This window comes from uncultured Merdimmobilis sp. (genome assembly GCF_902471145.1).
Lineage (GTDB): Bacteria > Bacillota > Clostridia > Oscillospirales > Ruminococcaceae > Merdimmobilis > Merdimmobilis hominis.
Genome location: NZ_CABRJC010000025.1, coordinates 1 through 22972 on the forward strand (window position 1 = coordinate 1; position 22972 = coordinate 22972).

Genomic DNA, 22972 nt, shown 5'->3' on the forward strand with positions numbered 1-22972 from the left:
CCATCGGCCCCTCCAGCGCCTCGGGAAAGGGGGTCACCTGGGATACCACCAACTCCTCGGTGGCAACCGTGTCCTCTTCCGGCGTTGTGAAGGCGAAAAAAGAAGGCACCTGTGAGATCGTCGCCACCGCCGCAGATGGGGATGTGGAAGCCTACTGCGTAGTCTATGTCACCGAAGACGGGGACAGCGGCGACGCCCCCGAGGAGATCGAGCTGGACACCTATGAGCTGGAGCTCCCGGTGGGGGAGAGCGACCGCATCACTGCTTCGATCCTGCCCAAAGGTGCTTCTGCCGGTAAGATTCGGTGGGAAGTGGAGACCCTGAAGGGTAAAAATGTAGCACGGACGGTGGACCGGGGTGATGCCATCGCTGTCACTGGGCGCAGCCCTGGGGAGATACTCCTCACTGCATATTGGGAAAATGACCCTGATATCTACGCCGAGTGCTACCTCATTGTGGTGGATTAGGGGAGGATAGGCCCTTCTCCCGCTGTGGGGAAGGATGATGCAGTCCCCCTGCTGACAGCCATTCCCCGGCGTAAACGCACAAAGCGATGTCGAATCTTAGAAAACAAAGGGACTTTTTTATGGAAAAGTCCCTTTGTTTTTTCACTTTCCCTTGATTTGTAGGGCTAAATATGATAATCTAATTCCTGTTAGGGGTTGACAGGGATTTGTCAAACAAGGGGTAGACAGATCACCGGGAGAGGCCCCTTCGTTTTGCCACCGCTTGAAATATTGCCGCGGCCGGTTCCCTTGGGCCCAGGCAAACAATAGGAGGTTTCTATGTATAAGATTGTCTCAAAAAGACAGCTGAATCCATCGGTTACCATGATGGAGATTGAAGCGCCTTTCATCGCCCGGAAAGTCAAAGCCGGCCAGTTTATCATCTTCCGCATCGACGAAAAGGGAGAGCGTGTTCCCCTGACCGTCGCCGATAAAAACCCTGAGACCGGGACGGTCACCATCATCTTCCAGGCCGCCGGCGCATCCACCATGCGCCTTGCCGAAATGGAAGCAGGAGATGAGATTCTGGACTTCGTCGGTCCTCTCGGTGAGCCCACCCATTTGGAAGGCTACAAGAGAGCCTGCGTCATCGGCGGCGGCGTCGGCTGCGCCATCGCCTATCCCTCCGCCAAAGCCCTCCATGAGATGGGCTGCAAAGTCGATGTCATCGCCGGTTTCCGCAACAAGGACATTGTAATCCTGGAGGATGAGTTCAAAGCTGTCTCCGACAACCTGTACATCACCACCGACGACGGCTCCTACGGCGAGAAGGGCTTTGTCACCAACAAGCTCCAGTCCCTGATCGACGCCGGCAACGAGTATGACCTGGTCATCGCCATCGGCCCTGTCGTCATGATGAAATTTGTCTGCGAGGTCACCAAGCCCTACGGCATCAAGACCATCGTCAGCTTGAACCCCATCATGATCGACGGCACCGGGATGTGCGGGGGCTGCCGTGTCACTGTAGGCGGCAAGATCAAGTTCGCCTGCGTGGATGGCCCTGACTTTGACGGCCATGAGGTTGACTTTGATGAGCTGATGCTCCGCAATACATTCTACAAAGAAGAAGAGAAAGACCACGTCTGCCGTCTCGGATTAGGAGGTCACCACAATGCCTAATATGATTTTGACAAAAACTCCCATGCCGGAGCAGGACCCCAACGTCCGCAACAAAAACTTCCTGGAAGTCACCCTGGGCTACACCGAGGAGATGGCTATTGAAGAGGCCAAACGCTGCCTCAACTGCAAACACAAACCCTGCGTTGCCGGCTGCCCGGTTAACGTGCGCATCCCTGAGTTCATCGCCAAGGTCGCTGAGGGGGATTTTGTCGGCGCCTATGAGATCATCAAGACCACCAACTGCCTGCCCGCTATCAGCGGCCGCGTCTGCCCTCAGGAATCCCAGTGTGAGAGCAAATGCGTCCGGGGCATCAAAGGCGAGCCTGTCGCCATCGGTCGTCTGGAGCGGTTTGTCGCCGACTGGAACATGACCCACTGCGAGCCCAAAGTGGCAAAAGTCGAGTCCAACGGCCACAAAGTCGCCATTATTGGCTCCGGCCCTGCCGGCCTTTCCTGTGCCGGCGACCTGGCCTCTTGGGGTTACGACGTCACCATCTTCGAAGCCTCCCATGTGGCTGGCGGCGTTCTGGTGTACGGTATCCCCCAATTCCGTCTGCCCAAAGAGATCGTCGCCAACGAGGTGGACATCCTGAAGCAGCAGGGCGTCAAAGTCATGACCAACATGGTCATCGGCAAAGTCCTCACCATCGATGAGATTATGGACGACATGGGCTTTGAAGCAGTGTTCATCGCCTCCGGCGCCGGTCTGCCCAATTTCATGGGCATCCCTGGCGAGAGCTACGTGGGTGTCTACTCCGCCAACGAGTACCTGACCCGCGTCAACCTGATGAAGGCTTACAAGGGCGACGAGGGCTATGAGACCCCCATCCGCCACAGCAAGGCAGTCGCCGTCGTGGGCGGCGGCAACGTGGCTATGGACGCCGCCCGCTGTGCCAAACGCCTGGGTGCCGAGACTTATATCATCTACCGCCGGTCCGAAGAGGAGATGCCCGCCCGTCTGGAGGAAATCCACCACGCCAAAGAAGAGGGGATCATCTTCAAGAACCTGAACAACCCCGTTCAGATCTTGGGCGACGACAAAGGCAACACCATCGGCATTGAATGTGTGGAGATGGAGCTGGGCGAGCCCGACGCTTCCGGCCGCCGCCGTCCCATCGCCAAAGAGGGTTCCAACTTCGTCCTGGATGTGGATACCGTCATCATGGCTATCGGCACCTCCCCCAACCCGCTGATCAAGAACACCACTAAGGGCCTTGACACCAACAAGTGGGGCTGCATTGTGGCCGACGATTCCATGAAGACCAGCCGCGAGGGCGTTTACGCCGGCGGTGACGCGGTGACTGGCGCCGCAACGGTTATCCTGGCCATGGGCGCAGGCAAAACTGCGGCCAAGTCCATTGATGAGTACATCAAGAGCAAACAATAATCCTGCGGTTTTAAAGAAGCCCGGCCAATTGGCCGGGCTTCTTTGCGCATTTTCCCTGATTTTTTGGCATAGGAATGGAGGTAGAATATCCGAATGTCAGGAGGCGGGAAAATGATGGATCGAAGAAGAAGCTATTACCCCCGAAACCGCAGGCAGAACCGCAAGCCCCCGGACCCGATCCCGGTGGTGCTGATGGTGCAGATGGGTTTTTGTATCGCCCTGTTGATGGGGGCATTTCTGGCTGCCCGCATCAACCCGGATTTTACCTTGGAAGCCCGGGAAACGGTCGCCCGGATGAGCGAGGAATCGGTGGATTTCCCGGCGTTGTGGCAGAAGGCCAGGCAGTACGGCCCGGAGAATTTCCAGTACGACTATGTCTCTAAGCTGTTCTCCGGCATTGTGCCGGTGGAATCGCCCCAAAGCACACAGTCCCAGCCGGAGCCTGCGCCCTCTATGGCATCCCAGCCAGAGGAGCCCGCAAGCGGGTCTGAAAGTCAGCCCATGGTGCTGCCCTACGCCGCCGACCCATCCTCCCTGGATATGGGGGATGAATCGGACACCGAGGACGAGGGGCTTCCCACCTCTGCTGGGCGGCCTGGGGAAGGGGAAGTGCTGACCCCGGAGCCGGACGCCTCCAGCCTGCCTGGATTTGGGCTGCCAGAAGGGGAGAATTCCTCCTCCAGTGAGCCGGTGCTGGATGGCAAGGGGGGGTGGAACCCGGTGAGCTGGAAGGACAAAAACGAGCGGATGGAACCCCCAGAGGGGATGACCTTGGCGCCGGTGATGGTCTCGGCCAAGCTGGCGACACCGGTCTCCGGAACGGTGACCTCCCTCTTTGGGTACCGTCTGCACCCCTTGACCGACAACCTGGATTTCCACACCGGTATGGACATCGCCGCACCTACGGGAACCCCCATCAAAGCGGTGCTGCCCGGCCGGGTGGTGGAGACCGGGGAGTCAGCTATTTTGGGAAATTACCTGGTGATCGACCACGGGGGCGGCCTCAAGACCACCTATGGCCACTGTTCCGCCCTCATCGCCCAAGAGGGGATGAACCTGCGCCAGGGGGAGCGGGTCGCCCTGGTGGGCAGCACCGGGATCTCCACTGGGCCCCATCTCCACTTTGAAGTCGAGGCCGGGGGCCTGACGGCCGATCCCGCCTGGCTGTTCCAGGAGGATCTTGTCCAATGACCATCCGCCTATTCGACACCCCAGTGCGCTGCGGCTTCTCCTTTTTTCTGCTGCTGGCCCTTTTCCTGACCGCTGACCGGTCGGGATTTTCCGCTATGATGCTGCTGTGCATCCTCATCCATGAGGTGGGCCACCTGGTGGGGTTCGCCCTCGCCGGCGGGGAGATCCGGTCGGTTTCCCTCACCGGGCTGGGCATCCACATCCAGCGGGGGGAGAGACCCGTTTCCCGCTCTGGGGAAGCCTGCATCCACCTAATGGGTCCGGTGTTCAGCTTCGCCACCGCCCTGCCGGTGCTTCTCCTGTGGGGGGAACAGCCGGTGGGGGCGATGTTTACAGCTATCAGCGGGGTATTGGGGATTTTCCACCTGCTGCCCATCGGCAATTTAGATGGGGGCAACCTGATGCGCCTCGCCTTGGAGAACTGCATCCCGCCGGAGAGTATCGACTTCGCCTTCTCTTTTCTCTCCTTTGCGGCATTGGTCCCGCTGTTTGCCTTGTCGGTTTACCTATTTCTATCCGACAGCCGCAACATCACCCTGCTGCTCACCTGCCTCTATTTGGCCACCGCCATTGTAAAGGAGTGAGCCTTACAAAAGAAGAGAGCCCATGCGCCAGTCGATTGGATAGGCGCATGGGCTTTTTGAATGCCGCCGGGTGGGTATTACCGGGGACACCTGCGGAGCTCCCGGAAGTTATACACCCCATAGGGGACGCTGTAAAAAATGCCGGCCAAAACAAGCCAAACCGGCACTGGGAAAAAGACGGTGAGCAGCACCTTGGTCCGCAGGGATTTTCCGGCCACAAACCGGATCGTCCAAAGGAGCCCCGATAGGATAGAGAAGAAGAAGTATCCGCCTGCCATTCCGATGGCGGCGGCCATCACTGGCGAAGAGCCGTTGCTGTAAGAGAAAAACACCCCCAAAATGCTGTACAGCACAAACCCTACCACAAAGATTGTCCCTGTGACCGTTTGGTATTCTGCCCGCCATTTTTGGATGGATGCATCCATGTTAAGCACCTCCGTTTCCCCAATTTCCAGGGAAATTACCCTTTTAGCCATTATAGCACACCGGTGGAAAGGGGAGCAACACCAGCCTCGGGAAAGGGATGGGGAATATCGGGCTTTGAGAGATGTTCCGGCATAGCGCGGGCACCGGAAAAGGGGCTGTCCAACAGGATTGACGGGCTGCGTTTTCCCATAGTATACTGTGGAAAAGAGGAAGGAGGGGCGGGCAAAGGGGAAAATACGGCTTGCCCTGGCAAGCACCCTTCCTCTTTTCGGCCTTTTGCCTCCGGCGGCTTTGCAGTTGTGTTGACGGCTAAAATCGTGTATAATTGATAGGATTGTAAGCCTCTGTTGTGGTGTGGGAAAGGTGGCTTGCGGGCCTTTTGCCGTTTTCAGAGGGAGATGGCAAGCTGCCTCTGCCTGCCTTAACAGAAAGAATGTCTTGCCAGCTTCGCGTGGCGAGATGGGCATTGTTTTATGATTTGTGCCGGCGCGAAGCGGCAGAATGGATGATTGCTATGGAGATATCCCAGTTGGATAAAATTTTGATGGAGGTGCAGAAGCCCGCCCGGTACACCGGCGGGGAGCTGAACAGCGTGGTCAAAGAGCTCACCCCGGATATGGTGCGGTTTGCCTTCTGCTTCCCCGACCTCTACGAGGTGGGCATGTCCCACCTGGGGATGAAGATCCTCTATTCCCTAAAAAACGCCCGTGAGGACATCTGGTGCGAGCGGGTCTTCGCCCCCGATGTGGATATGGAAGGGAAGATGCGGGAAAATGGCATCCCCCTCTACGGGCTGGAGAGCTTTGACCCCATCGCCCAGTTCGACTTCATCGGCTTTACGCTCCAATACGAGCTCAGCTTCCCCACCATCCTCAACATGCTGGATCTGGCGGGCTTGCCGGTGCGTTCCAAAGACCGGACAGGGCTTTCCCCCATCGTGGTGGCCGGCGGGCCCTGTGCCTGCAACCCTGAGCCCATCGCCGACTTCATCGACCTCTTTTTCCTGGGGGAAGGGGAAGAGGTCAACATGGAGACCATCGACCTCTACAAAAAGGCCAAGGCCGAAGGGTGGACTAAGCTCCAATTCCTGGAGGCTGCCGCCCAGATCGAAGGGGTGTATGTACCCCAGTTCTACGACGTCTCCTACAAAGAGGACGGCACCATCGCCGCGGTAACCCCCACCCATGGTGCCCCTGCTACGGTGAAAAAGCGGATTATAAAAGACCTGGACAAGGTCTTTTACCCCAAGGAGTTTGTTGTCCCATTCATTGAGACGGTCCACGACCGGGCTATGGTGGAGATCTTCCGGGGCTGCATCCGGGGCTGCCGGTTCTGCCAAGCGGGGTTTATCTACCGCCCCATCCGGGAAAAGAACTACGGCACCGTCAACGGGAGCGCCCGGGATCTGTGCCAGAGCACTGGGTACGATGAAATCTCCCTTTCCAGCCTCTCCACCAGCGACTATTCCCAGTTGGAGCCCCTTTTGGAGGAGATGCTCCCCTGGACCGAAAAGGACCGGGTCGGCCTCTCCCTGCCCAGCCTACGGATTGACAACTTCTCGGACAAGCTGCTGGAGCAGGTGGCGAAGGTCCGCAAAAGCGGCCTGACCTTCGCCCCGGAGGCTGGAACCCAGCGCCTGCGGGACGTCATTAACAAAAACGTGCGGGAGGAGGACGTCCTTTCCACCTGCCGAACCGCCTTTGAAGGCGGATACACCAATGTAAAGCTCTATTTTATGATGGGCTTGCCCACCGAGACGCTGGAGGACATCGAAGGCATCGCCAATCTGGCCCAGAAGGTGGTGGACCTCTTTTACAGCCTGCCCACCAAGCCCAAGGGCAAAGGGGTCAACGTCACCATCAGCGTGGCCTGTTTTGTCCCCAAGCCTTTCACCCCCTTTGAGTTTGAACCGCAGGATACCATCCCCCAGCTCAAAGAGAAGCAGCAGCATCTGCTCCATTCGGTGCGGTCCAAGAAGATCACCGTCAACTACCATGATTCCACCATCAGCGTGCTGGAGGGGATTTTGGCCCGGGGCGACCGCCGCCTCTGCGATGTGGTGGAAGGGGCCTGGCGCCGGGGGGCCACTCTGGACGGCTGGAGCGAGCACTTCAAGATCGAGCGGTGGAACGAGGCCATGGCGGAATGCGGCATCGACGGGGCGTTCTACGCCAGCCGCAAACGGGAGTTTGACGAAATCATGCCCTGGGATCACCTGGATTACTTTGTCACCAAGGAATTTTTCATCCGGGAAAACAAAAAAGCCCACGCCGATGAGACCACGCCCCACTGCCGCCAGCAGTGCAGCGGCTGTGGTGCCAACCGGCTGGTGGGCGGGAGGTGCTGCTGATGAAGACCATCCGCGTGTTTTTCACCAAGACCGGGCGGGCCAAATACATCTCCCACCTGGACGTCAACCGGTGCATCGACCGGGCCATCAAGCGGTCCGGCATCCCGGTGTGGTACACCCAGGGGTTCAACCCCCATATCTACACCACCTTTGCCATGCCCATCTCCCTGGGGTTTGAAAGCCTCTGCGAATCCTTTGAGACCCGCCTTGTGGAGGATGATTTCTCCTTGGAGGAGGTAAAAACCGCCCTCAACCGGGTGCTGCCCACCGGATTAGAGGTCACCCAGGTGGCCGAGCCGGTGATGGAGATGAAGGAGATCGCCAAAGCGGACTACGGAGTGGATATCCGCTTCGCCGGGCTGACGGCGGGGGAGCTGGCCGCACTCCTGGAAGGGTTCCTTGCCCAGGATGCCATCATGGTTCTCAAGCGCAGCAAAAAGGGGATGCTGGATGTGGACATCAAGCCCCACTTTGAGGTTCTCTCCCACCGGGAGGAGGATTCCCAGCTCCACCTGGAGCTTCGGGCCGCAGCGGGAAGCACCCTCAACATCAACCCCATGCTGGTCATTGGGGCCTTGGTGGAATTTGCGGGGCGCCCCCACGACGGCTACCGGGTGATCCGCCGTCAAATCTACAATGGAAAGGGCGAAATTTTTGCCTAATTGGCAAAAAAGCCTTGCATGTTCCACAAAGCTGTGGTATTATATTTAGGCATGTAGTGACCATTGCTCCGGCAATGGGGTTTAGTGCCCGGCCATTTGGCCGACATTAAAGCGGACAGTCCGCTGCCGTATCACGGGAATGAATGTCCGTATATATTAAGGAGGAAGTATCAATGGATGCTTTGCAGCACATCGCGCAGGATTGCATGAAAAAAGAACTGCCCGCACTGAACATCGGCGACACCGTCAAGGTTCACGTGAAGATCAAAGAGGGCGACAGAGAGAGAATCCAGGTCTTTGAGGGCACCATCATCGCCAAGAAACATGGCGGCATCTCCGAGACCTTCACCGTCCGCCGTGTATCCCATGGCTGCGGCGTGGAGAGAGTATTCCCTGTTCACTCCCCCAACATCGAGAAGGTTGAGCTGGTCAGAAGCGGTAAGGTCCGCAGAAGCAAGCTGTACTACCTGAGAGATCGCGTGGGCAAAGCGGCAAAAGTTAAAGAGGCAATTCGCTAAATTGCGTGGAGCAGAAAGGGACAGTTACTGTCCCTTTCTGTGCTTTTTCGGGGATAAGATCACCAAAATGGGGGAGCATTGGGATGGAACAGTATCCGCGCAGGGATATGCTGGGCAGCAAAGAGAAGCATAAGGAGCAGGCTTACCGGGAACTGTACGAGTGGATGGAGGTGGCCGTCGTCTCCATCCTGTGCATGGTGGTGCTGTTCACCTTTGCCTTCCGCTTTGCCAGCGTGGACGGCAACTCCATGAAGCCTACTCTCCACAACCGGGACTGGCTCCTGGTCTCCGGCCTTTTCTACCAGCCCCAGCCAGGGGATGTGGTGGTGGTCACCCAGCAGGGGGACCCGGAACACCCTTTGATCAAGCGGATCATCGCCACCGAGTTCCAGGAGGTGGACATTGATTTTGAAGCCGGGGTGGTCTATGTGGACGGCAAAGCCCTGGAGGAACCCTATGTCAACGCCCCCACCACCAGCCAGTACGACATGGAATTCCTCCAGACAGTGCCGGAGGGCTGTGTTTTCCTTCTGGGGGACAACCGCAACGAATCGCTGGACAGCCGTTCCAGCGCCGTGGGCATGGTGGATACACGATACATTATGGGCCGGGCGCTGTTCCGTCTGCTGCCGGTCAATCAGATAGGAAAGGTGAATTGATCATGGACGAGACCGTTTCGATCCAGTGGTTTCCCGGTCATATGACCAAGACCCGCCGGCTGATGGAGAAAGACCTGAAGCTGGTGGACATTGTCATTGAGCTGACCGATGCCCGCATCCCCTTCAGCAGCCGCAACCCGGAAATCGACCGGATTTTGGGGAACAAGCCCCGCCTCTTGCTGCTCAACAAATGCGACGCCGCCGACGAGGCGGTCAACCGCCAGTGGTGCGACTATTACAAAAGCAAAGGGATTACCGCCCTGCCCACCGATTGCCGCAGCGGCCGGGGGCTCAAAGCTTTCCTGCCGGCGGTGCGGGAGGTCTTAAAAGACCAGCTGGAACGGCTGGAACAAAAGGGCATGGGGGGGCGCCCTATCCGCATGATGATTGTGGGCATCCCCAACGTGGGCAAATCCTCCTTCATCAACCGGATGGCTGGGTCCCGGGTGGCCAAGGTGGAGGACCGCCCCGGCGTCACCCGGGGAAAACAGTGGGCCAAGCTGGAATCCGGCGCCGAGCTATTGGACATGCCCGGTGTCCTCTGGCCCAAGTTTGACGACCAAGAGGTGGCCGAGCATCTGGCCTTCACCGGCGCCATCAAGGACGACGTCATGGACATTGAGATGCTGGCCATGCGCCTTTTGGAGGTTCTTTGCAAGGATTATCTGCCCTTGGTCACCGAGCGGTACAAAATCACCGCCGAGGAGGCACAGGATCTGGACGGCTACGACCTGTTGGAGTTGGTGGCCCGCAAGCGGGGAATGCTGATGTCCGGCGGATCGGTCAACACCGAGCGAGCGGCCATCACCGTGCTGGACGAGTTCCGCAGCGGCAAGATCGGCAACATTTCCCTGGAAAAACCGGAGGATTTCTCCGGGGGCCGGCCCCGCCGCGCCCTGGAGGTCCCGGTGAAGGAGAAGAAAGTCCGCCGGTCCAAAGCCTACCAGGAAGGCGGGGAGAAGCACTATAAGCTCCGCCAGACCGGAAATTTCCAAGGGGAACGAAAGGCGTATATCAAGGATTATAAGCCTGGAAAACCGGCAGCTTCCAGCAAGAAGCGGCCCGGCGCAGTCCACAAGGGCCCGGGGTCCAAACCCAAGGGCGGCAAGCCCAAGAAATAGCAAAACGTATAACGGCTCGCAAGGGCTTGAGGATGCATATCTCCCTGAGGAATAGCCTCTGGGAAACAAAAATTCTGCGGACAAAACTAGAAACCGCCGCCCGATTCCGGTTGGGCGGCGGTTTTTCAAGGGGGAAACCAATTTGAAAGAACCATCTTCCATTGATATGCTCGCCTATGAAAAAGAGGCGGCAGGGGAGGGCTTTTGCGCCGTTTGCGGGGTGGATGAAGCCGGACGGGGCCCGCTGGCCGGGCCAGTCTATGCCGCCGCGGTGATCCTGCGCCCAGGGCAGCAGATCGAAGGGGTCAACGACTCCAAAAAGCTGACTGAGAAAAAACGGGAAGCCCTGTTTGAGGTCATCCAGCGGGAGGCTTTGTGTTGGTCCATCGCCTTTGCCGCGCCGGAGGAGATCGATACATACAACATCCTGGGGGCTACTTACCTGGCCATGAAGCGGGCGGTGGCGGGCCTATCCCATCCGGCGGACTGCGCCTTGGTGGACGGCAACCGGGACCCGGGCCTTGGCATCCCCACCCGGACCATTGTAAAAGGAGACAGCCTTTCCGCCTCCATCGCGGCGGCCTCCATCCTGGCCAAAGTTGCCCGGGACCGGTATATGCTGGAGATGGACAAAGCCTATCCCCAATATAAATTTTGTCAGCACAAAGGGTACCCAACCAAGCTCCATTATGATATGATAGCAATGCATGGGGTTTGTCCCATTCACCGGAGAAGCTTTTTAAAAACCCTGGAAAAACACCTGTCTAAGTAAGGGGGCGCCGCCTATGGGGGAAACCGGCCAAAAAGGGGAAGACTTTGCCGCTGGGGCCCTGGAGGAAGCGGGGATGGAGATCCTCTGCCGCAACTATAAAAAGCGGTGGGGGGAGATTGATATCATCGCCAAAGACGGGGAATACCTGGCCTTTGTGGAGGTAAAAACCCGCCGGGCGGGCAGCCTGGTGTCGCCGCTTTCTGCGGTGACTCTGCAAAAACAAGGACGGGTGATCGCTACGGCAGCCGCCTTTTTGCAGGAGCATCCCCTGGATCTTCAGCCCCGGTTTGATGTCTTTGAGGTGGTGACCCAGGGCGGGAAAACCTTTTCGGTGGAGAGCTTCCAATACATAAAAGGAGCGTTTTGTGCAAATGAACACAACCGGATTTATTGATTTACACTCGGATACCATTATGGTCTGCAATCGGGAAAAACTGGATTTTATCAACCCTAAGACCCATATCTCTTTGGATAAGGTGGCCCCTGGCACCCATTGGGCCCAGACCTATGCCATCTTTGTCCCCGATGAGAAGCGGGGGCAGGACGCGGTCGATTACTACCGGGAGTGCGTCCGGTATTTTTGCGGCCAGCTGGAGAAGTACAGTGGCAAACTGGCCCAGGTGCGGAATGCAGCCGATGTGGACAACGCCTTTGAGGCGGGCAAATTTGCCGGCATCCTGGCGGTGGAGGGCGGCGCAGCCCTGGCGGGCCGGATGGAGATGATTGAGGAACTCGCCAAAGACGGGGTTCGGTTTTTGACCTTGACCTGGAATGGCCCCAACGAGATCGGCAGTGGCTCGGTGACCCACAACGGCCTTTCCGACTTCGGCCGGGAAGCCATCGCCGAGATGGAGCGCCAAAACATCATTGTGGACGTTTCCCACCTCAACGACGAGGGCTTTGCCGACCTGTGCAAGATCGCCTCTAAGCCCTTTATCGCCACCCATTCCAACTCCCGGGCCATCTGCGGCCACAGCCGCAACTTGACCGATGCCCAGTTCTGTGAGATCCGGGACCGGGGCGGCATTGTGGGCCTCAACTACTACCGCAATTTCATTGTGGACGGGGGAGAGACCACATCCATCAGCGACCTGCTCAAGCACGTCCACCACTTCCTGGAGCTGGGCGGGGAGAACACCATCGCCCTGGGTTCGGATTTTGATGGCGCGGACATCCCCGGCTATCTGGATTCGGTGGAAAAGGTGGACAACCTGTACGATGCCCTGCTGGCCGACGGCTTGGGCAAAGAGCTGGCGGAGAAAATCCTGTTCGGCAATGCCTACAACTTCATTCGGAACAACCTCAAATAAGGGAAGAAGCAAAAACAGAGGGCTTCCGCCCTCTGTTTTCCTTGTTTGTTCCGTCCCGCTTATTCGGGCTTAAAGGTGGCACAGATGGTATCTGTGGAGCTGGAGGCGTAAGAAGGACCCACTTTAATCTCATTGGCAGTACAGTATTCCTTCTTGTCGTTGTACACGCAGTTGGTAACTTCACATTTTACACCGTGGATATGGGGGCAGCTGCAGCCTTCGGAATGATTCATAAAAAACGCTCCTTTCAATTTGACAGCATCAAAATGGATGGGTAGCTTTCCCGCCTATGGCGGAGAAATCCCCTGGCCTTAGTATGAGCAGAAAGGGGCGGTGTCATTCAGCAAAAATCAGTGGAAGGGAGGAGAAACATGGCGCTTTATGCAATCGGCGACCTGCACCTGCCCCTGGCGGCGGGCAAACCCATGGATATTTTCAGCGGCTGGGATGGGTATGTGGACAAACTGGAAGCCCATTGGCGGCGGCTGGTAAAGCCGGAAGACACGGTGGTAGTCGCTGGGGATGTCTCCTGGGCCATGGGGCTGGAACAGTCTCTCAAGGATTTCCAATTTATTGAAAGCCTGCCCGGCCGTAAGATTATCCTCAAGGGGAACCACGATTATTGGTGGTCCACCAAATCCAAGATGGAACAGTTTTTCGCCAAACACGGTTTAGACAGCCTTCAAATTCTCCATAATAACAGCATCGCTGTGGGGCAGGCCGCCGTCTGCGGCTCCAGGGGCTGGCTGTTCGAACAAGGGGAGGCCCACGATCAAAAAATCGTCGCCCGGGAAGCCGCCCGGCTGGACGCCTCCCTCTCTTCGGCAGGGAAGGGCTTGGAAAAAGTGGCCTTCCTCCACTACCCTCCGGTGTTTGGGGAGGAGATCACCCCTGAGATCATCGACGTGCTGCGCAAACACCAGGTGCGCCGGTGTTATTATGGGCATATCCACGGCTCCGGGTGCCGGTATGCCCTCAACGGAACCTACCTAGGAATTGAATTCCGGTTGATCTCAGCGGATTTTTTGGGCTTCTGCCCCATGGAAATCCAGGAAAAACCCAATAAATCATGAAAATACAGTGGAATTTCCATATTATATGTGCTATAATTGGTTGGATTATTATAGCTGTCTACAGGAGGAAATATAAATGAGTTTGACTGCATCCAAAAAAATTGACACCAATCTGATGGAATTGGAGATCAGCGTTCCCGCCGAGGAATTCAAAGCGGCAGTGGATCGTTCTTACCGGAAAAATGCCCCTTCCATCACCATTCCCGGTTTCCGCAAGGGCAAAGCGCCCCGGCATATGATTGAGAAAATGTACGGTGAGGGCGTGTTCTTTGAGGACGCGGTCAACGAGCTGTACCCCTCCGCCTATGAGGCGGCCGCCAAAGAAGCAGGGATCACCCCTGTGGACCGTGCGGATATCGAGATCCTGGAAGTCGGCAAAGACGGCTTTTCCTTTAAAGCCACCGTCACTGTGAAGCCCGAGGTCGAGGTCGAGGGCTACAAGGGCATCGAGGCGGAAAAGGTTGAATACACCGTCACCGATGAGGATGTGGACGCGGAGATCGCAAAACTGCAGAAGAGAGCTGGCACTACCATCTCGGTAGAGGACCGTCCCGCTCAGATGGGCGACAATGTGGTCTTCGATTTTGAAGGATTCATCGACGGCGTCGCCTTTGAGGGCGGCAAAGGCGAGGAATTCCCCCTGACCCTGGGTTCCAACCAGTTCATCCCCGGCTTTGAGGAGCAGATTGCCGGCCATGCCATCGGCGAAGATTTTGATGTAAACGTCTCCTTCCCTGAGAACTACCATGTGGACGAGCTCAAGGGCAAACCCGCAGTCTTCAAATGTAAAATTCACCAGATTAAAGCGGTGGAACTGCCCGAGCTGGACGACGAGTTCGCCAAGGATGTCAGCGAGTTTGAGACCCTGGAGGCCCTGAAAGCCGATCTGAAGTCCAAACTGCAGGAGAAGAAGGACCTGGAAGCAAACGATGAGTTTGAGAACAAGCTGGTCGACGCGGTCATCGCCGGCATGAAGGCGGATATCCCCGCTTGCATGTACGAGCGGAAAATCGACGAAATGGTCCAGGATTTTGCCTACCGTCTGCAGATGCAGGGCCTGAACTTGGAGACTTACATGCAGTACACCGGCAGCACTGTCGAGAGCTTCCGTGAGACCTTCAAGGAGCAGGCAGAGCATCAGGTGAAAGTCCGCCTGGCCCTGGAGAAGATCGCCGAGCTGGAGAACCTGACCGCTACTGAAGAGGACCTGGAGGAGCAGTTCAAAAAGGCTGCCGAAGTCTACGGCATGGAGCTGGAGAAGATCAAAGAGCTGCTGCCCGCCGACGAGATCTCCAAGGATATCGCAGTGAACAAGGCCATCGACTTTGTGCGGGAGAATGCGGTTGCCCCCAAAGCCAAGAAGAAGACCACCCGCAAATCCACTGCGAAGAAGGCAAAGGTAGAGGAAGAGGCTGCGGAATAATCCCCGCGCTTTAGAACATACACATAATTGCTGCGGCTGCTACATAGACAGTGGGTTCCACTGTCTATTGCCTTTTGGGCGGTCCCGAGGGGAAAATCCTCCCCTCGGGGAAAACACTAGAATATGGAGGTATCATCTATGAGCCTTGTGCCAATGGTCGTAGAGCAGACCAGCCGGGGGGAGCGTTCCTATGACATCTACTCCCGCCTTCTCAACGACAGAATTATCATGCTTTGTGATGAGGTCAACGATGTGACCGCAAGCCTGGTGGTCGCGCAGCTGCTTTATCTGGAGGGGCAGGACCCCGAGAAGGACATCAATTTGTATATCAACAGCCCCGGCGGCTCGGTGACCGCAGGTATGGCCATCTACGACACTATGCAGTACATCAAGTGCGATGTTTCCACTGTGTGCATCGGTATGGCCGCGTCCATGGGCGCGTTCCTCCTCTCTTCCGGCTGCCCCGGAAAGCGGTACGCACTGCCCAACAGCGAAATTATGATTCATCAGCCCTTGGGCGGGATGCAGGGCCAGGCTTCGGATATCAAAATCCACGCCGACCACATCCTGCGCACCCGGGACACCTTAAACCGCTTGCTGTCCCAGCAGACCGGCCGCCCCTTGGCGGAGATCGAGCGGGACACCGACCGGGATAACTTTATGACCGCCCAGCAGGCCTGCGATTACGGTTTGGTGGACAAGGTCATGGTCAAACACGGCGAACAATAAATCGGGAATTGGGGGCAGTGGACAACCGCCCCCAATTTTGTCCATCTTCCGAAGAAGTACGGAGGTACCCTATGGCAAAAAATGATGAAATGAAAACGCTGCGCTGCTCCTTCTGTGGAAAGACCCAGGATCAAGTTAGCCGGATGATCGCCGGCCCGGGGGTCTGCATCTGCAACGAGTGCGTGGAGTTGTGCGAAAGCATCTTGATGGATGAGGGTGCAGCTCCCCGGCAAAAAAACAGGGCGGCTAAGGAAGAGGCGGAGGTCACCATCCCCAAACCCCGGGAGATCAAAGAAATCCTGGACGAGTATGTCATCGGGCAGGACACTGCTAAGATGGCCCTTTCGGTGGCGGTGTACAACCACTATAAGCGCATCTATTACGGCAAATCGGATGATGTGGAACTGACCAAATCCAACATCCTTCTTTTGGGCCCCACCGGCGTGGGCAAGACCATGCTGGCCCAGACCCTGGCCAAGGTGCTGGGGGTGCCCTTTGCCATCGCCGATGCAACTACCCTCACCGAGGCAGGATATGTGGGCGAGGATGTGGAAAACATCCTCCTCAAGTTGATCCAGGCTGCGGATTACGATGTGGAGCGGGCCCAGCGTGGCATCATCTACATCGATGAGATCGACAAGATCACCCGCAAGAGTGAAAACCCCTCCATCACCCGGGACGTCAGCGGCGAAGGGGTGCAGCAAGCCCTGCTGAAAATCCTGGAGGGAACGGTGTCCAACGTGCCGCCCCAAGGCGGGCGCAAACACCCCCAGCAGGAGTTTATCCACATCGACACCACCAACATCCTCTTCATCTGCGGCGGCGCCTTCGAGGGGATCGAGAAAATCATCGAGAAACGGGTCGCAACCTCCAGCATGGGCTTCGGCTCGACGGTGAAGGCCTCCCGGGACAAAGAGCGGGATGAGCTGCTTAAGGAACTGGTCCCCCATGACCTGGTCAAGTTTGGCATCATCCCCGAGTTGGTGGGACGTCTGCCCATTGTGACCACCCTTTCCAACCTGGATGAGGAAGCACTGACCCGGATCTTGGTGGAGCCCAAAAACTCCATCCTCAAACAGTATAAAAAATTGTTTGAACTGGACAACATCGAGCTGGTGTTCCAGGAGGACGCTCTGCGTGCGGTGGCGGAAAAGGCCATTGAGCGCAAAACCGGCGCCCGGGGCCTGCGTTCTATCATGGAGGAAACCCTGGGGGATTTGATGTTCACCGCCCCGTCGGATTACACCATCGAGCGGATTGAAATCACCCGGGAGTGTGTGGAGGGAACCGGCGAGCCGGTGATTATCCGGGATGAAAACCGCTCCCCTTTTAACATCCAGCTGAGCGCTTCCAAGCGCCAGCGGCTGGGACGGGATACTGCATCCAGCTAAAGGAAGCTGCAAGCGGAAAACGCATAAAAAGTTGTCTATCGTACCAATATAGAGGTGTAAAGCCGCCGATACAATCGGCGGCTTTCCCTGTAGAAGGGGCAGAAACCGGCCATAACATCCCGGGGAAGAGATGCTCCTCCTGGGCGAGGAGTTTTGCAGACGGGGCATAATCCGGCCCCTGGTTTTCCCCTTGTGGAGGCGCCCGCCGGGTTATCTGTTTCTGCCGCGGAATCCCGCCGGTGGGGAAGGGGAGGGGAAGCGGTTCCCCCCTTCATTTTTTTGAAACAGATTGGCAAAAGAATGCCCCTTGCTTTTATTGGAGTTTTTCGATATACTTGAATGACAAAAACATGCGTTTTTCTGCCAATTGGCGGAATGCCGATAGATAGGGAGGTTACAACAATGCATGAAATTAACAACCGACCTGAACCGATTGTTCTTCCCCTGCTGGCCATGCGGGGGCTGGTGCTGTTCCCTAAAATGGTTCTGCACTTTGAGGTGGGCAGGGAAAAATCCATCAAAGCCCTGCAAGATGTAATGGAAAAAGACCGCCGCATTTTTTTGGTGACCCAAAAGGATGTCCGGGTGGAAGACCCCGACGAGCGCGCCCTTTTCCATGTGGGCGTTGTCGCGGAGGTGAAACAGATTGTCAAATCCGGCAGCGGCAACAACCTGCGGGTTCTGGTGGAGGGGCTGTATCGGGCCAAGCTCCGCCATTTGGTGGACACTGAGCCCTATTACACCGCCGAGACTCTGGAGTTCCCCCTTCGGGAGGCCCGGCCGTCGGAACTGAACACCTGCGACGCGCTGATGCGCACAGTCAAGGACTTGTTTGAAGAATACTGTTCCCTTTCCCCCAAGATGCCCAAGGACATGGTGATCAATGCCCTGATCTCTGAGGACCCCCACTATGTGGCGGAATACATCGCCGCCAACATCCCCCTGCGGATCGAGGAGAAACAGGAGATCCTCATCGCCACCAGCCCGGTCAAACGGCTGGAACTGCTGGCTTCCTATTTGGAGAGTGAGAACGACATCCTCAGCCTGGAAAAGGACATCTACGACCGGGTCAAGGAGTCCATCGACAAAAACCAGCGGGAATACTACCTGCGGGAGCAGATGCGTGTCATCCAGGAGGAACTGGGGGAGAGCGACAACCCGGTGGACGAGGCCCAGCAGTACTTTGAGAAGATCGACCAGCTGGCCCTCCCCGATGAGGCGCGGGAAAAGCTGTATAAAGAGGCTGACCGGCTGATGAAGCTGCCCTCCAACTCCCACGAGGGCGGGGTGATCCGGGGCTACCTGGACACCTGCCTGGAGCTGCCCTGGAACAAATCCACCAAGGATAAAATCGACCTGCAAAAGGCAGAAAAGCTGCTGGATAAGGAGCATTATGGCCTACAGAAGGTCAAGGAGCGCATCTTGGAGGTGCTGGCCACCCGCGCCTTGGCGCCGGATATCAAGGGCCAGATCATCTGCCTGGTGGGCCCTCCCGGCGTGGGCAAGACCTCTATCGCCCGCTCCATTGCCAAGGCCATGGGGCGCAAATACGTGCGCATCTCCCTGGGCGGCGTGCGGGATGAATCGGATATCCGGGGCCATCGCAAGACCTACATCGGCGCCATGCCCGGCCGGATCATCAACGCCATCAAGCTGGCGGGGAGCAACAACCCCCTGATGCTGCTGGACGAGGTGGACAAAATGGGCAACGACTTCCGCGGCGACCCCTCCTCAGCTATGCTGGAGGTGCTGGACTCAGAGCAGAACTTTGCCTTCCGCGACCATTATATTGAAATCCCCTTCGACCTGTCGGAGGTGTTTTTCATCGCCACAGCCAACGACCTGAGCACCATCCCCGCACCCCTGTTGGACCGGATGGACGTCATCGAACTGCCCAGCTACACCCGGGAGGAGAAATTCCAGATCGCCAAGCGCCACCTGTTGGCCAAACAGATGAAAAAACACGGCCTCACTGCCAAGACCTTCCGCTTGGCCGACGATGCCATCTACGGCCTCATCGACTTCTACACCCGGGAATCCGGGGTGCGCAAGCTGGAACGGGAGATCGGTGCCCTCTGCCGCAAAGCGGACCGGGAAATTGTGGGCAAAGGCGCTTCCCGTGTGGTGATCACCGGGGCGAGCCTGTACGATTACCTGGGGCCCAAGCGGTTCCGGCCGGACGAGCCCGCCGAACGGGATGAGATCGGCCTGGTCAACGGCCTGGCCTGGACCTCCGTAGGGGGCGAGATGCTCCAGGTGGAGGTGGCTGTCATGGAAGGTTCCGGAAAGGTGGAGCTGACCGGCTCCCTGGGCGATGTGATGAAGGAATCGGCCAAGGCAGCCATCAGCTATATCCGCAGCAGGGCCCAGGAATATGGCATCGACCCCAATTTTTATAAGAACAAAGACATCCACATCCATCTGCCCGAGGGCGCTGTGCCCAAGGACGGCCCCTCCGCCGGGGTTACCCTGACCACCGCTTTGGTTTCCGCCCTCACCGGCACCCCGGTCCGCCGGGATGTGGCTATGACCGGCGAGATCACCCTCCGCGGCCGGGTCCTGGCCATTGGCGGGCTACGGGAAAAGACCATGGCGGCCTACCGGGCTGGGATCAAGACCGTCTTGATTCCCAAGGAGAACCTGCCCGACCTCTATGAGGTGGATCCGGTGGTGAAGGAAGCCATCCGCTTTATCCCCGCCGACCATGTGGAGACGGTGCTCCAAACCGCCCTCTGCCCCCGGGAAGAGGGGAAAGAGATCCACGCGGTGCTGAAAAAAGCGCCTGCCAAACCGGAGGCCGTTTTGGCCCAGTGATGGGAAAAAGGAGAAGGACATGAATTTTCACAACATCGCGTTTGAGTCCTCCTATGGGCGGTTCGACCAGCTGCCCCCGTCCGACGTGGCGGAGATCGCCTTTGCCGGGCGGTCCAATGTGGGCAAATCCTCGATGATCAACAAGATATTCAACCGCAAGCAGCTGGCCCGGGTCAGCGCCATGCCTGGAAAGACGGTGACCATCAACTTTTTTCGGCTGGAAAACGTCCGCTTTGCCGACCTGCCAGGCTACGGTTACGCCAAGGTGGCAAAAAGTGAGAAGCAGCGCTGGGCCCAGCTGATTGAGGGGTATTTTAACGACGGCCGCAACATCCAGCTGGTGTTCCAGCTGGTGGATATGCGCCACCCTCCCACCGCCGACGATTTGCAGATGATCGACTACCTCATTGAGCACGAATTCCCCTTTGTGGTGGTGCTGACCAAGCGGGACAAGCTCTCCAAAAAGCAGCAGGCCGACCGGCTGGCCGCTTTGCAGCAGGAGATCCCCTATGCGGATCAAATCACCATGATCCCCTTTTCCGCCGAGACCGGGGAAGGGGTGGAGGAGATCCGGTCGATTATTGAAGAAATCGCGGCCCAGGACCCCGGCGAAGAGGAGGAACCCCCGCAAGAGTAGCGTTTCCCGCAAAAAAAGGGCGGCAATTCATGGAAAAACTGCAAAAAAGGTCTTTACTTTTATGCGTTAAAATGTTAAACTGTCCTTAGTATCAAGTCGGGAGGATAAATCTATGAATTCTAAGTTGAAGGAGCTCGAAGTCGAGAACCTGTTTGAGGCCATTCTCTGCCTGGAAAACATGGAAGAATGCTATAATTTCTTTGAGGACCTCTGCACCGTCACCGAGCTCAAGGCCCTTTCTCAGCGGTTCCAAGTGGCCAAAATGCTGGATTCCGGCAAGGTGTACAGCGACATCGTGGCCACCACGGGGGCCAGCACCGCCACCATCAGCCGGGTCAACCGTTCCCTCAATTACGGGTGCGACGGCTATCGGGTGCTGTTCGACCGGCTCAAGGAAAAGGGTAAACTGTAATGCCGTACAATGCCTTTGCCGCTTTTTATGACAGCTTGACGGGAAACGTTTCCTATGGGGAGCGGGCGGCGTATTTTGACCAAATTATCAAACAATATCAGGAGGGGCCCGGGCTTTTGCTGGACCTGGCCTGCGGAACAGGCAGCTTGTCATTGGAGCTCGCCGCCCTTGGCTATGACGTCATCGGGGTGGACGGTTCGGCGGACATGCTGTCTGTTGCTCTGCAAAAGGCCGCCCAGCAGGAGCAGGAGGTGCTGTTTCTCTGCCAGGATATGACCCGGCTGGACCTGTATGGCACCATTGACGTGGCCGTCTGCGCCCTGGACAGCATTAACCACCTGACCGATCCCCGGCGGGTGCAGCGGGTGTTTTCCAAAGTCTCGCTGTTTTTGAACCCGGGCGGGCTGTTCCTCTTCGACGTCAACTCCCCCTATAAGCACCGTCAGGTACTGGGCAACAACACCTTTGTCTACGACGAGGAGAAGGTGTTCTGCGTCTGGCAGAACGCCTTGGAGGAGGAGACTGACACCGTCACCATCCGCCTGGATTTCTTTGAAAAAGAAGAGGATGGCTCCTACCAGCGCAGCGGGGAGGAGTTCCGGGAGCGCGCCTACAGCCGGGAAGAGCTGGACCGGATGCTGGATGCGGCTGGCTTCCAGGTGGAGGCCATCTACCAAGGGGACACCTTTGACCCGCCCACCGCCACCAGCGAGCGGCTGGTGTATGTGGCGCGCAAGATCAGATAGAATGGGAGATACAAACACTATGGGAAAATTGGTTCGCACCATCTCCGCCGACGGCGGGGTCATCTGCATCGCTGTGGACACCACCGATATGGTGGGCCGCGCGGAACAAATTCACAAAACCTCTGCCACCGTCACCGCAGCGCTGGGGCGGCTTTTGACCGCTGCCTCCATCATGGGCTGCACCCTGAAAGGGAAAGAGGATTCGGTCACCCTGCGCCTGGCGGGCAACGGCCCGGTAGGGTCGGTGATCGCTGTTTCGGACAGCGAGGGCAATGCCCGTGGCTATGTGACCAATCCGGTGGTAGAAATCCCCCTCAACCAATACGGCAAGTTGGATGTGGCCGGCGCTGTGGGCAAGGAGGGGTATCTCTCGGTCATCCGGGACACCGGGATGAAGGATCCGTATATCGGCCATTCCCCTATTGTATCTGGGGAGATCGCCGAGGACATCACCTATTACTATGCCGTCAGCGAACAAATTCCCACCGTTTGCGGGTTGGGGGTGCTGGTCAATACCGACCTGACCGTTTTGGCGGCAGGTGGGTACCTGGTGCAGCTCTTGCCCGGCGCAGGGGAGGACACCATCGACCGGTTGGAGGAGAATATCAACGGGATGAAATCGGTCACCCAGATGCTCACCGATGGCCTCAGCCCCCAGGATATCGCTTTTTTAGCTCTCAAGGGATTTGATCCCCAGGTGCTGGATGAAACTACAGTGGAATACCGCTGTAACTGTTCCCGGGACCGGATGGAACGGGCGCTTATCAGTTTGGGCAGGGAAGAACTCCTCCGCTTGGCACAGGAACAGGAGGACACCGAGATGGTCTGCCATTTCTGTGGGCAGAAGCACCATTTCTCCAGCCGGGAACTCCGAGCGCTGGCGGGGGAGAAGGAATAGCCTTCCCCCTGGCCGTCAATTGCCTAGAAATGGCATTCTGCCGCGGTTTTGCGCCTTCTTTCTTTGCAGAACCGAAAAAGATTCGAAATTTTTCCAAAAAAGGTGTTGACTTTTCACACTAGCCGTAGTATAATAAATTTCGTCGTCAGGGAAGAACAAAGCCTTCCACGATGAAAAGTGGGAGCATAGCTCAGCTGGGAGAGCATCTGCCTTACAAGCAGAGGGTCACAGGTTCGAGCCCTGT

General features: G+C 57.3%; 24 protein-coding genes. 22 read left to right on the plus strand and 2 right to left on the minus strand.

Annotated elements, in window-relative coordinates; translation table 11 throughout:
- From RDQ42_RS09455 to RDQ42_RS09475, 5 genes are all read left to right on the plus strand, one after another.
- On the plus strand, positions 1-467 hold a 467-nt coding region (locus tag RDQ42_RS09455), incomplete at its 5' end, for an Ig-like domain-containing protein (protein ID WP_308588580.1).
- A gap of 318 nt (positions 468-785) precedes the next feature.
- A complete protein-coding gene (locus tag RDQ42_RS09460; protein WP_054332388.1) occupies positions 786-1625 on the plus strand; it encodes a sulfide/dihydroorotate dehydrogenase-like FAD/NAD-binding protein in 840 nt (279 codons plus the stop codon).
- Positions 1618-3012 (plus strand): NADPH-dependent glutamate synthase, encoded by a 1395-nt coding sequence (gene gltA / locus RDQ42_RS09465; RefSeq protein ID WP_054332389.1) that lies wholly within the window; start codon positions 1618-1620, stop codon positions 3010-3012. Before RDQ42_RS09460 ends, gltA begins: the two co-directional genes overlap by 8 nt.
- A 111-nt stretch (positions 3013-3123) precedes the next feature.
- Positions 3124-4203 carry a M23 family metallopeptidase gene (locus RDQ42_RS09470; RefSeq protein WP_071428360.1) on the plus strand — a complete coding sequence of 360 codons (1080 nt, stop codon included), beginning with the start codon at positions 3124-3126 and terminating at the stop codon, positions 4201-4203.
- Positions 4200-4787 (plus strand): hypothetical protein, encoded by a 588-nt coding sequence (locus tag RDQ42_RS09475; RefSeq protein ID WP_071428361.1) that lies wholly within the window; start codon positions 4200-4202, stop codon positions 4785-4787. Before RDQ42_RS09470 ends, RDQ42_RS09475 begins: the two co-directional genes overlap by 4 nt.
- Positions 4788-4864: 77 nt before the next feature.
- On the opposite strand, the gene RDQ42_RS09480 is transcribed toward RDQ42_RS09475, so the two are convergent.
- Positions 4865-5212 (minus strand): hypothetical protein, encoded by a 348-nt coding sequence (locus tag RDQ42_RS09480; protein ID WP_054332392.1) that lies wholly within the window; start codon positions 5210-5212, stop codon positions 4865-4867.
- A 515-nt stretch (positions 5213-5727) separates the two neighbouring features.
- Between RDQ42_RS09480 and RDQ42_RS09485 the strand changes: the two genes are divergently transcribed.
- The 8 genes from RDQ42_RS09485 (at position 5728) to RDQ42_RS09520 (ending at position 12605) form a co-directional block, all read left to right on the plus strand.
- Complete coding sequence (locus RDQ42_RS09485; RefSeq protein ID WP_231358352.1) at positions 5728-7563, plus strand: TIGR03960 family B12-binding radical SAM protein; 1836 nt, start codon at positions 5728-5730, stop codon at positions 7561-7563.
- Positions 7563-8225: a TIGR03936 family radical SAM-associated protein gene (locus tag RDQ42_RS09490; protein WP_071428362.1), complete on the plus strand. Its 663-nt coding sequence runs from the start codon at positions 7563-7565 to the stop codon at positions 8223-8225. Before RDQ42_RS09485 ends, RDQ42_RS09490 begins: the two co-directional genes overlap by 1 nt.
- 173 nt (positions 8226-8398) lie before the next feature.
- Positions 8399-8743, plus strand: coding sequence for a 50S ribosomal protein L19 (gene rplS / locus RDQ42_RS09495; protein WP_054332394.1), 345 nt, complete (start codon positions 8399-8401; stop codon positions 8741-8743).
- A gap of 83 nt (positions 8744-8826) precedes the next feature.
- Complete coding sequence (gene lepB, locus RDQ42_RS09500) at positions 8827-9402, plus strand: signal peptidase I (protein WP_231358353.1); 576 nt, start codon at positions 8827-8829, stop codon at positions 9400-9402.
- 2 nt (positions 9403-9404) lie between these two features.
- A complete protein-coding gene (ylqF, locus tag RDQ42_RS09505; protein WP_308588582.1) occupies positions 9405-10523 on the plus strand; it encodes a ribosome biogenesis GTPase YlqF in 1119 nt (372 codons plus the stop codon).
- A 166-nt stretch (positions 10524-10689) separates the two neighbouring features.
- Positions 10690-11295, plus strand: a complete 606-nt coding sequence (gene rnhB / locus RDQ42_RS09510) for a ribonuclease HII (protein ID WP_231358635.1) — start codon at positions 10690-10692, stop codon at positions 11293-11295.
- Between the two features lie 13 nt (positions 11296-11308).
- A complete protein-coding gene (locus RDQ42_RS09515) occupies positions 11309-11689 on the plus strand; it encodes a YraN family protein (protein ID WP_231358354.1) in 381 nt (126 codons plus the stop codon).
- Entirely contained in the window at positions 11667-12605 is a 939-nt protein-coding gene (locus RDQ42_RS09520; protein ID WP_308588584.1) for a dipeptidase, read from the plus strand. Before RDQ42_RS09515 ends, RDQ42_RS09520 begins: the two co-directional genes overlap by 23 nt.
- Positions 12606-12664: 59 nt before the next feature.
- Here the strand turns inward: RDQ42_RS09520 and RDQ42_RS09525 are convergent, their stop codons facing one another.
- Positions 12665-12838, minus strand: a complete 174-nt coding sequence (locus tag RDQ42_RS09525) for a DUF1540 domain-containing protein (protein ID WP_074026336.1) — start codon at positions 12836-12838, stop codon at positions 12665-12667.
- A 138-nt stretch (positions 12839-12976) separates the two neighbouring features.
- On the opposite strand from RDQ42_RS09525, the gene RDQ42_RS09530 reads away from it, so the two are divergent.
- The 9 genes from RDQ42_RS09530 (at position 12977) to hslO (ending at position 22728) form a co-directional block, all read left to right on the plus strand.
- Entirely contained in the window at positions 12977-13678 is a 702-nt protein-coding gene (locus RDQ42_RS09530; RefSeq protein ID WP_308588586.1) for a metallophosphoesterase, read from the plus strand.
- 76 nt (positions 13679-13754) lie between these two features.
- The gene (gene tig / locus RDQ42_RS09535) at positions 13755-15101 is read left to right on the plus strand and encodes a trigger factor (RefSeq protein ID WP_071428366.1); all 1347 of its coding nucleotides are present in this window, start codon (positions 13755-13757) and stop codon (positions 15099-15101) included.
- A gap of 138 nt (positions 15102-15239) precedes the next feature.
- A complete protein-coding gene (gene clpP / locus RDQ42_RS09540) occupies positions 15240-15830 on the plus strand; it encodes an ATP-dependent Clp endopeptidase proteolytic subunit ClpP (protein ID WP_054332399.1) in 591 nt (196 codons plus the stop codon).
- 71 nt (positions 15831-15901) lie between these two features.
- Complete coding sequence (clpX, locus tag RDQ42_RS09545) at positions 15902-17221, plus strand: ATP-dependent Clp protease ATP-binding subunit ClpX (protein ID WP_071428367.1); 1320 nt, start codon at positions 15902-15904, stop codon at positions 17219-17221.
- 402 nt (positions 17222-17623) lie between these two features.
- A complete protein-coding gene (gene lon, locus RDQ42_RS09550) occupies positions 17624-20035 on the plus strand; it encodes an endopeptidase La (protein ID WP_308588587.1) in 2412 nt (803 codons plus the stop codon).
- A 19-nt stretch (positions 20036-20054) separates the two neighbouring features.
- Positions 20055-20672 carry a ribosome biogenesis GTP-binding protein YihA/YsxC gene (yihA, locus tag RDQ42_RS09555; protein ID WP_071428369.1) on the plus strand — a complete coding sequence of 206 codons (618 nt, stop codon included), beginning with the start codon at positions 20055-20057 and terminating at the stop codon, positions 20670-20672.
- A gap of 112 nt (positions 20673-20784) precedes the next feature.
- Entirely contained in the window at positions 20785-21084 is a 300-nt protein-coding gene (locus RDQ42_RS09560) for a YerC/YecD family TrpR-related protein (RefSeq protein WP_054332401.1), read from the plus strand.
- A complete protein-coding gene (locus RDQ42_RS09565) occupies positions 21084-21830 on the plus strand; it encodes a class I SAM-dependent methyltransferase (RefSeq protein WP_054332402.1) in 747 nt (248 codons plus the stop codon). Before RDQ42_RS09560 ends, RDQ42_RS09565 begins: the two co-directional genes overlap by 1 nt.
- A gap of 19 nt (positions 21831-21849) precedes the next feature.
- On the plus strand, positions 21850-22728 hold the full coding sequence (hslO, locus tag RDQ42_RS09570) for an Hsp33 family molecular chaperone HslO (RefSeq protein ID WP_054332403.1): 879 nt from the start codon (positions 21850-21852) through the stop codon (positions 22726-22728).
- Positions 22729-22972: the final 244 nt, after the last annotated feature.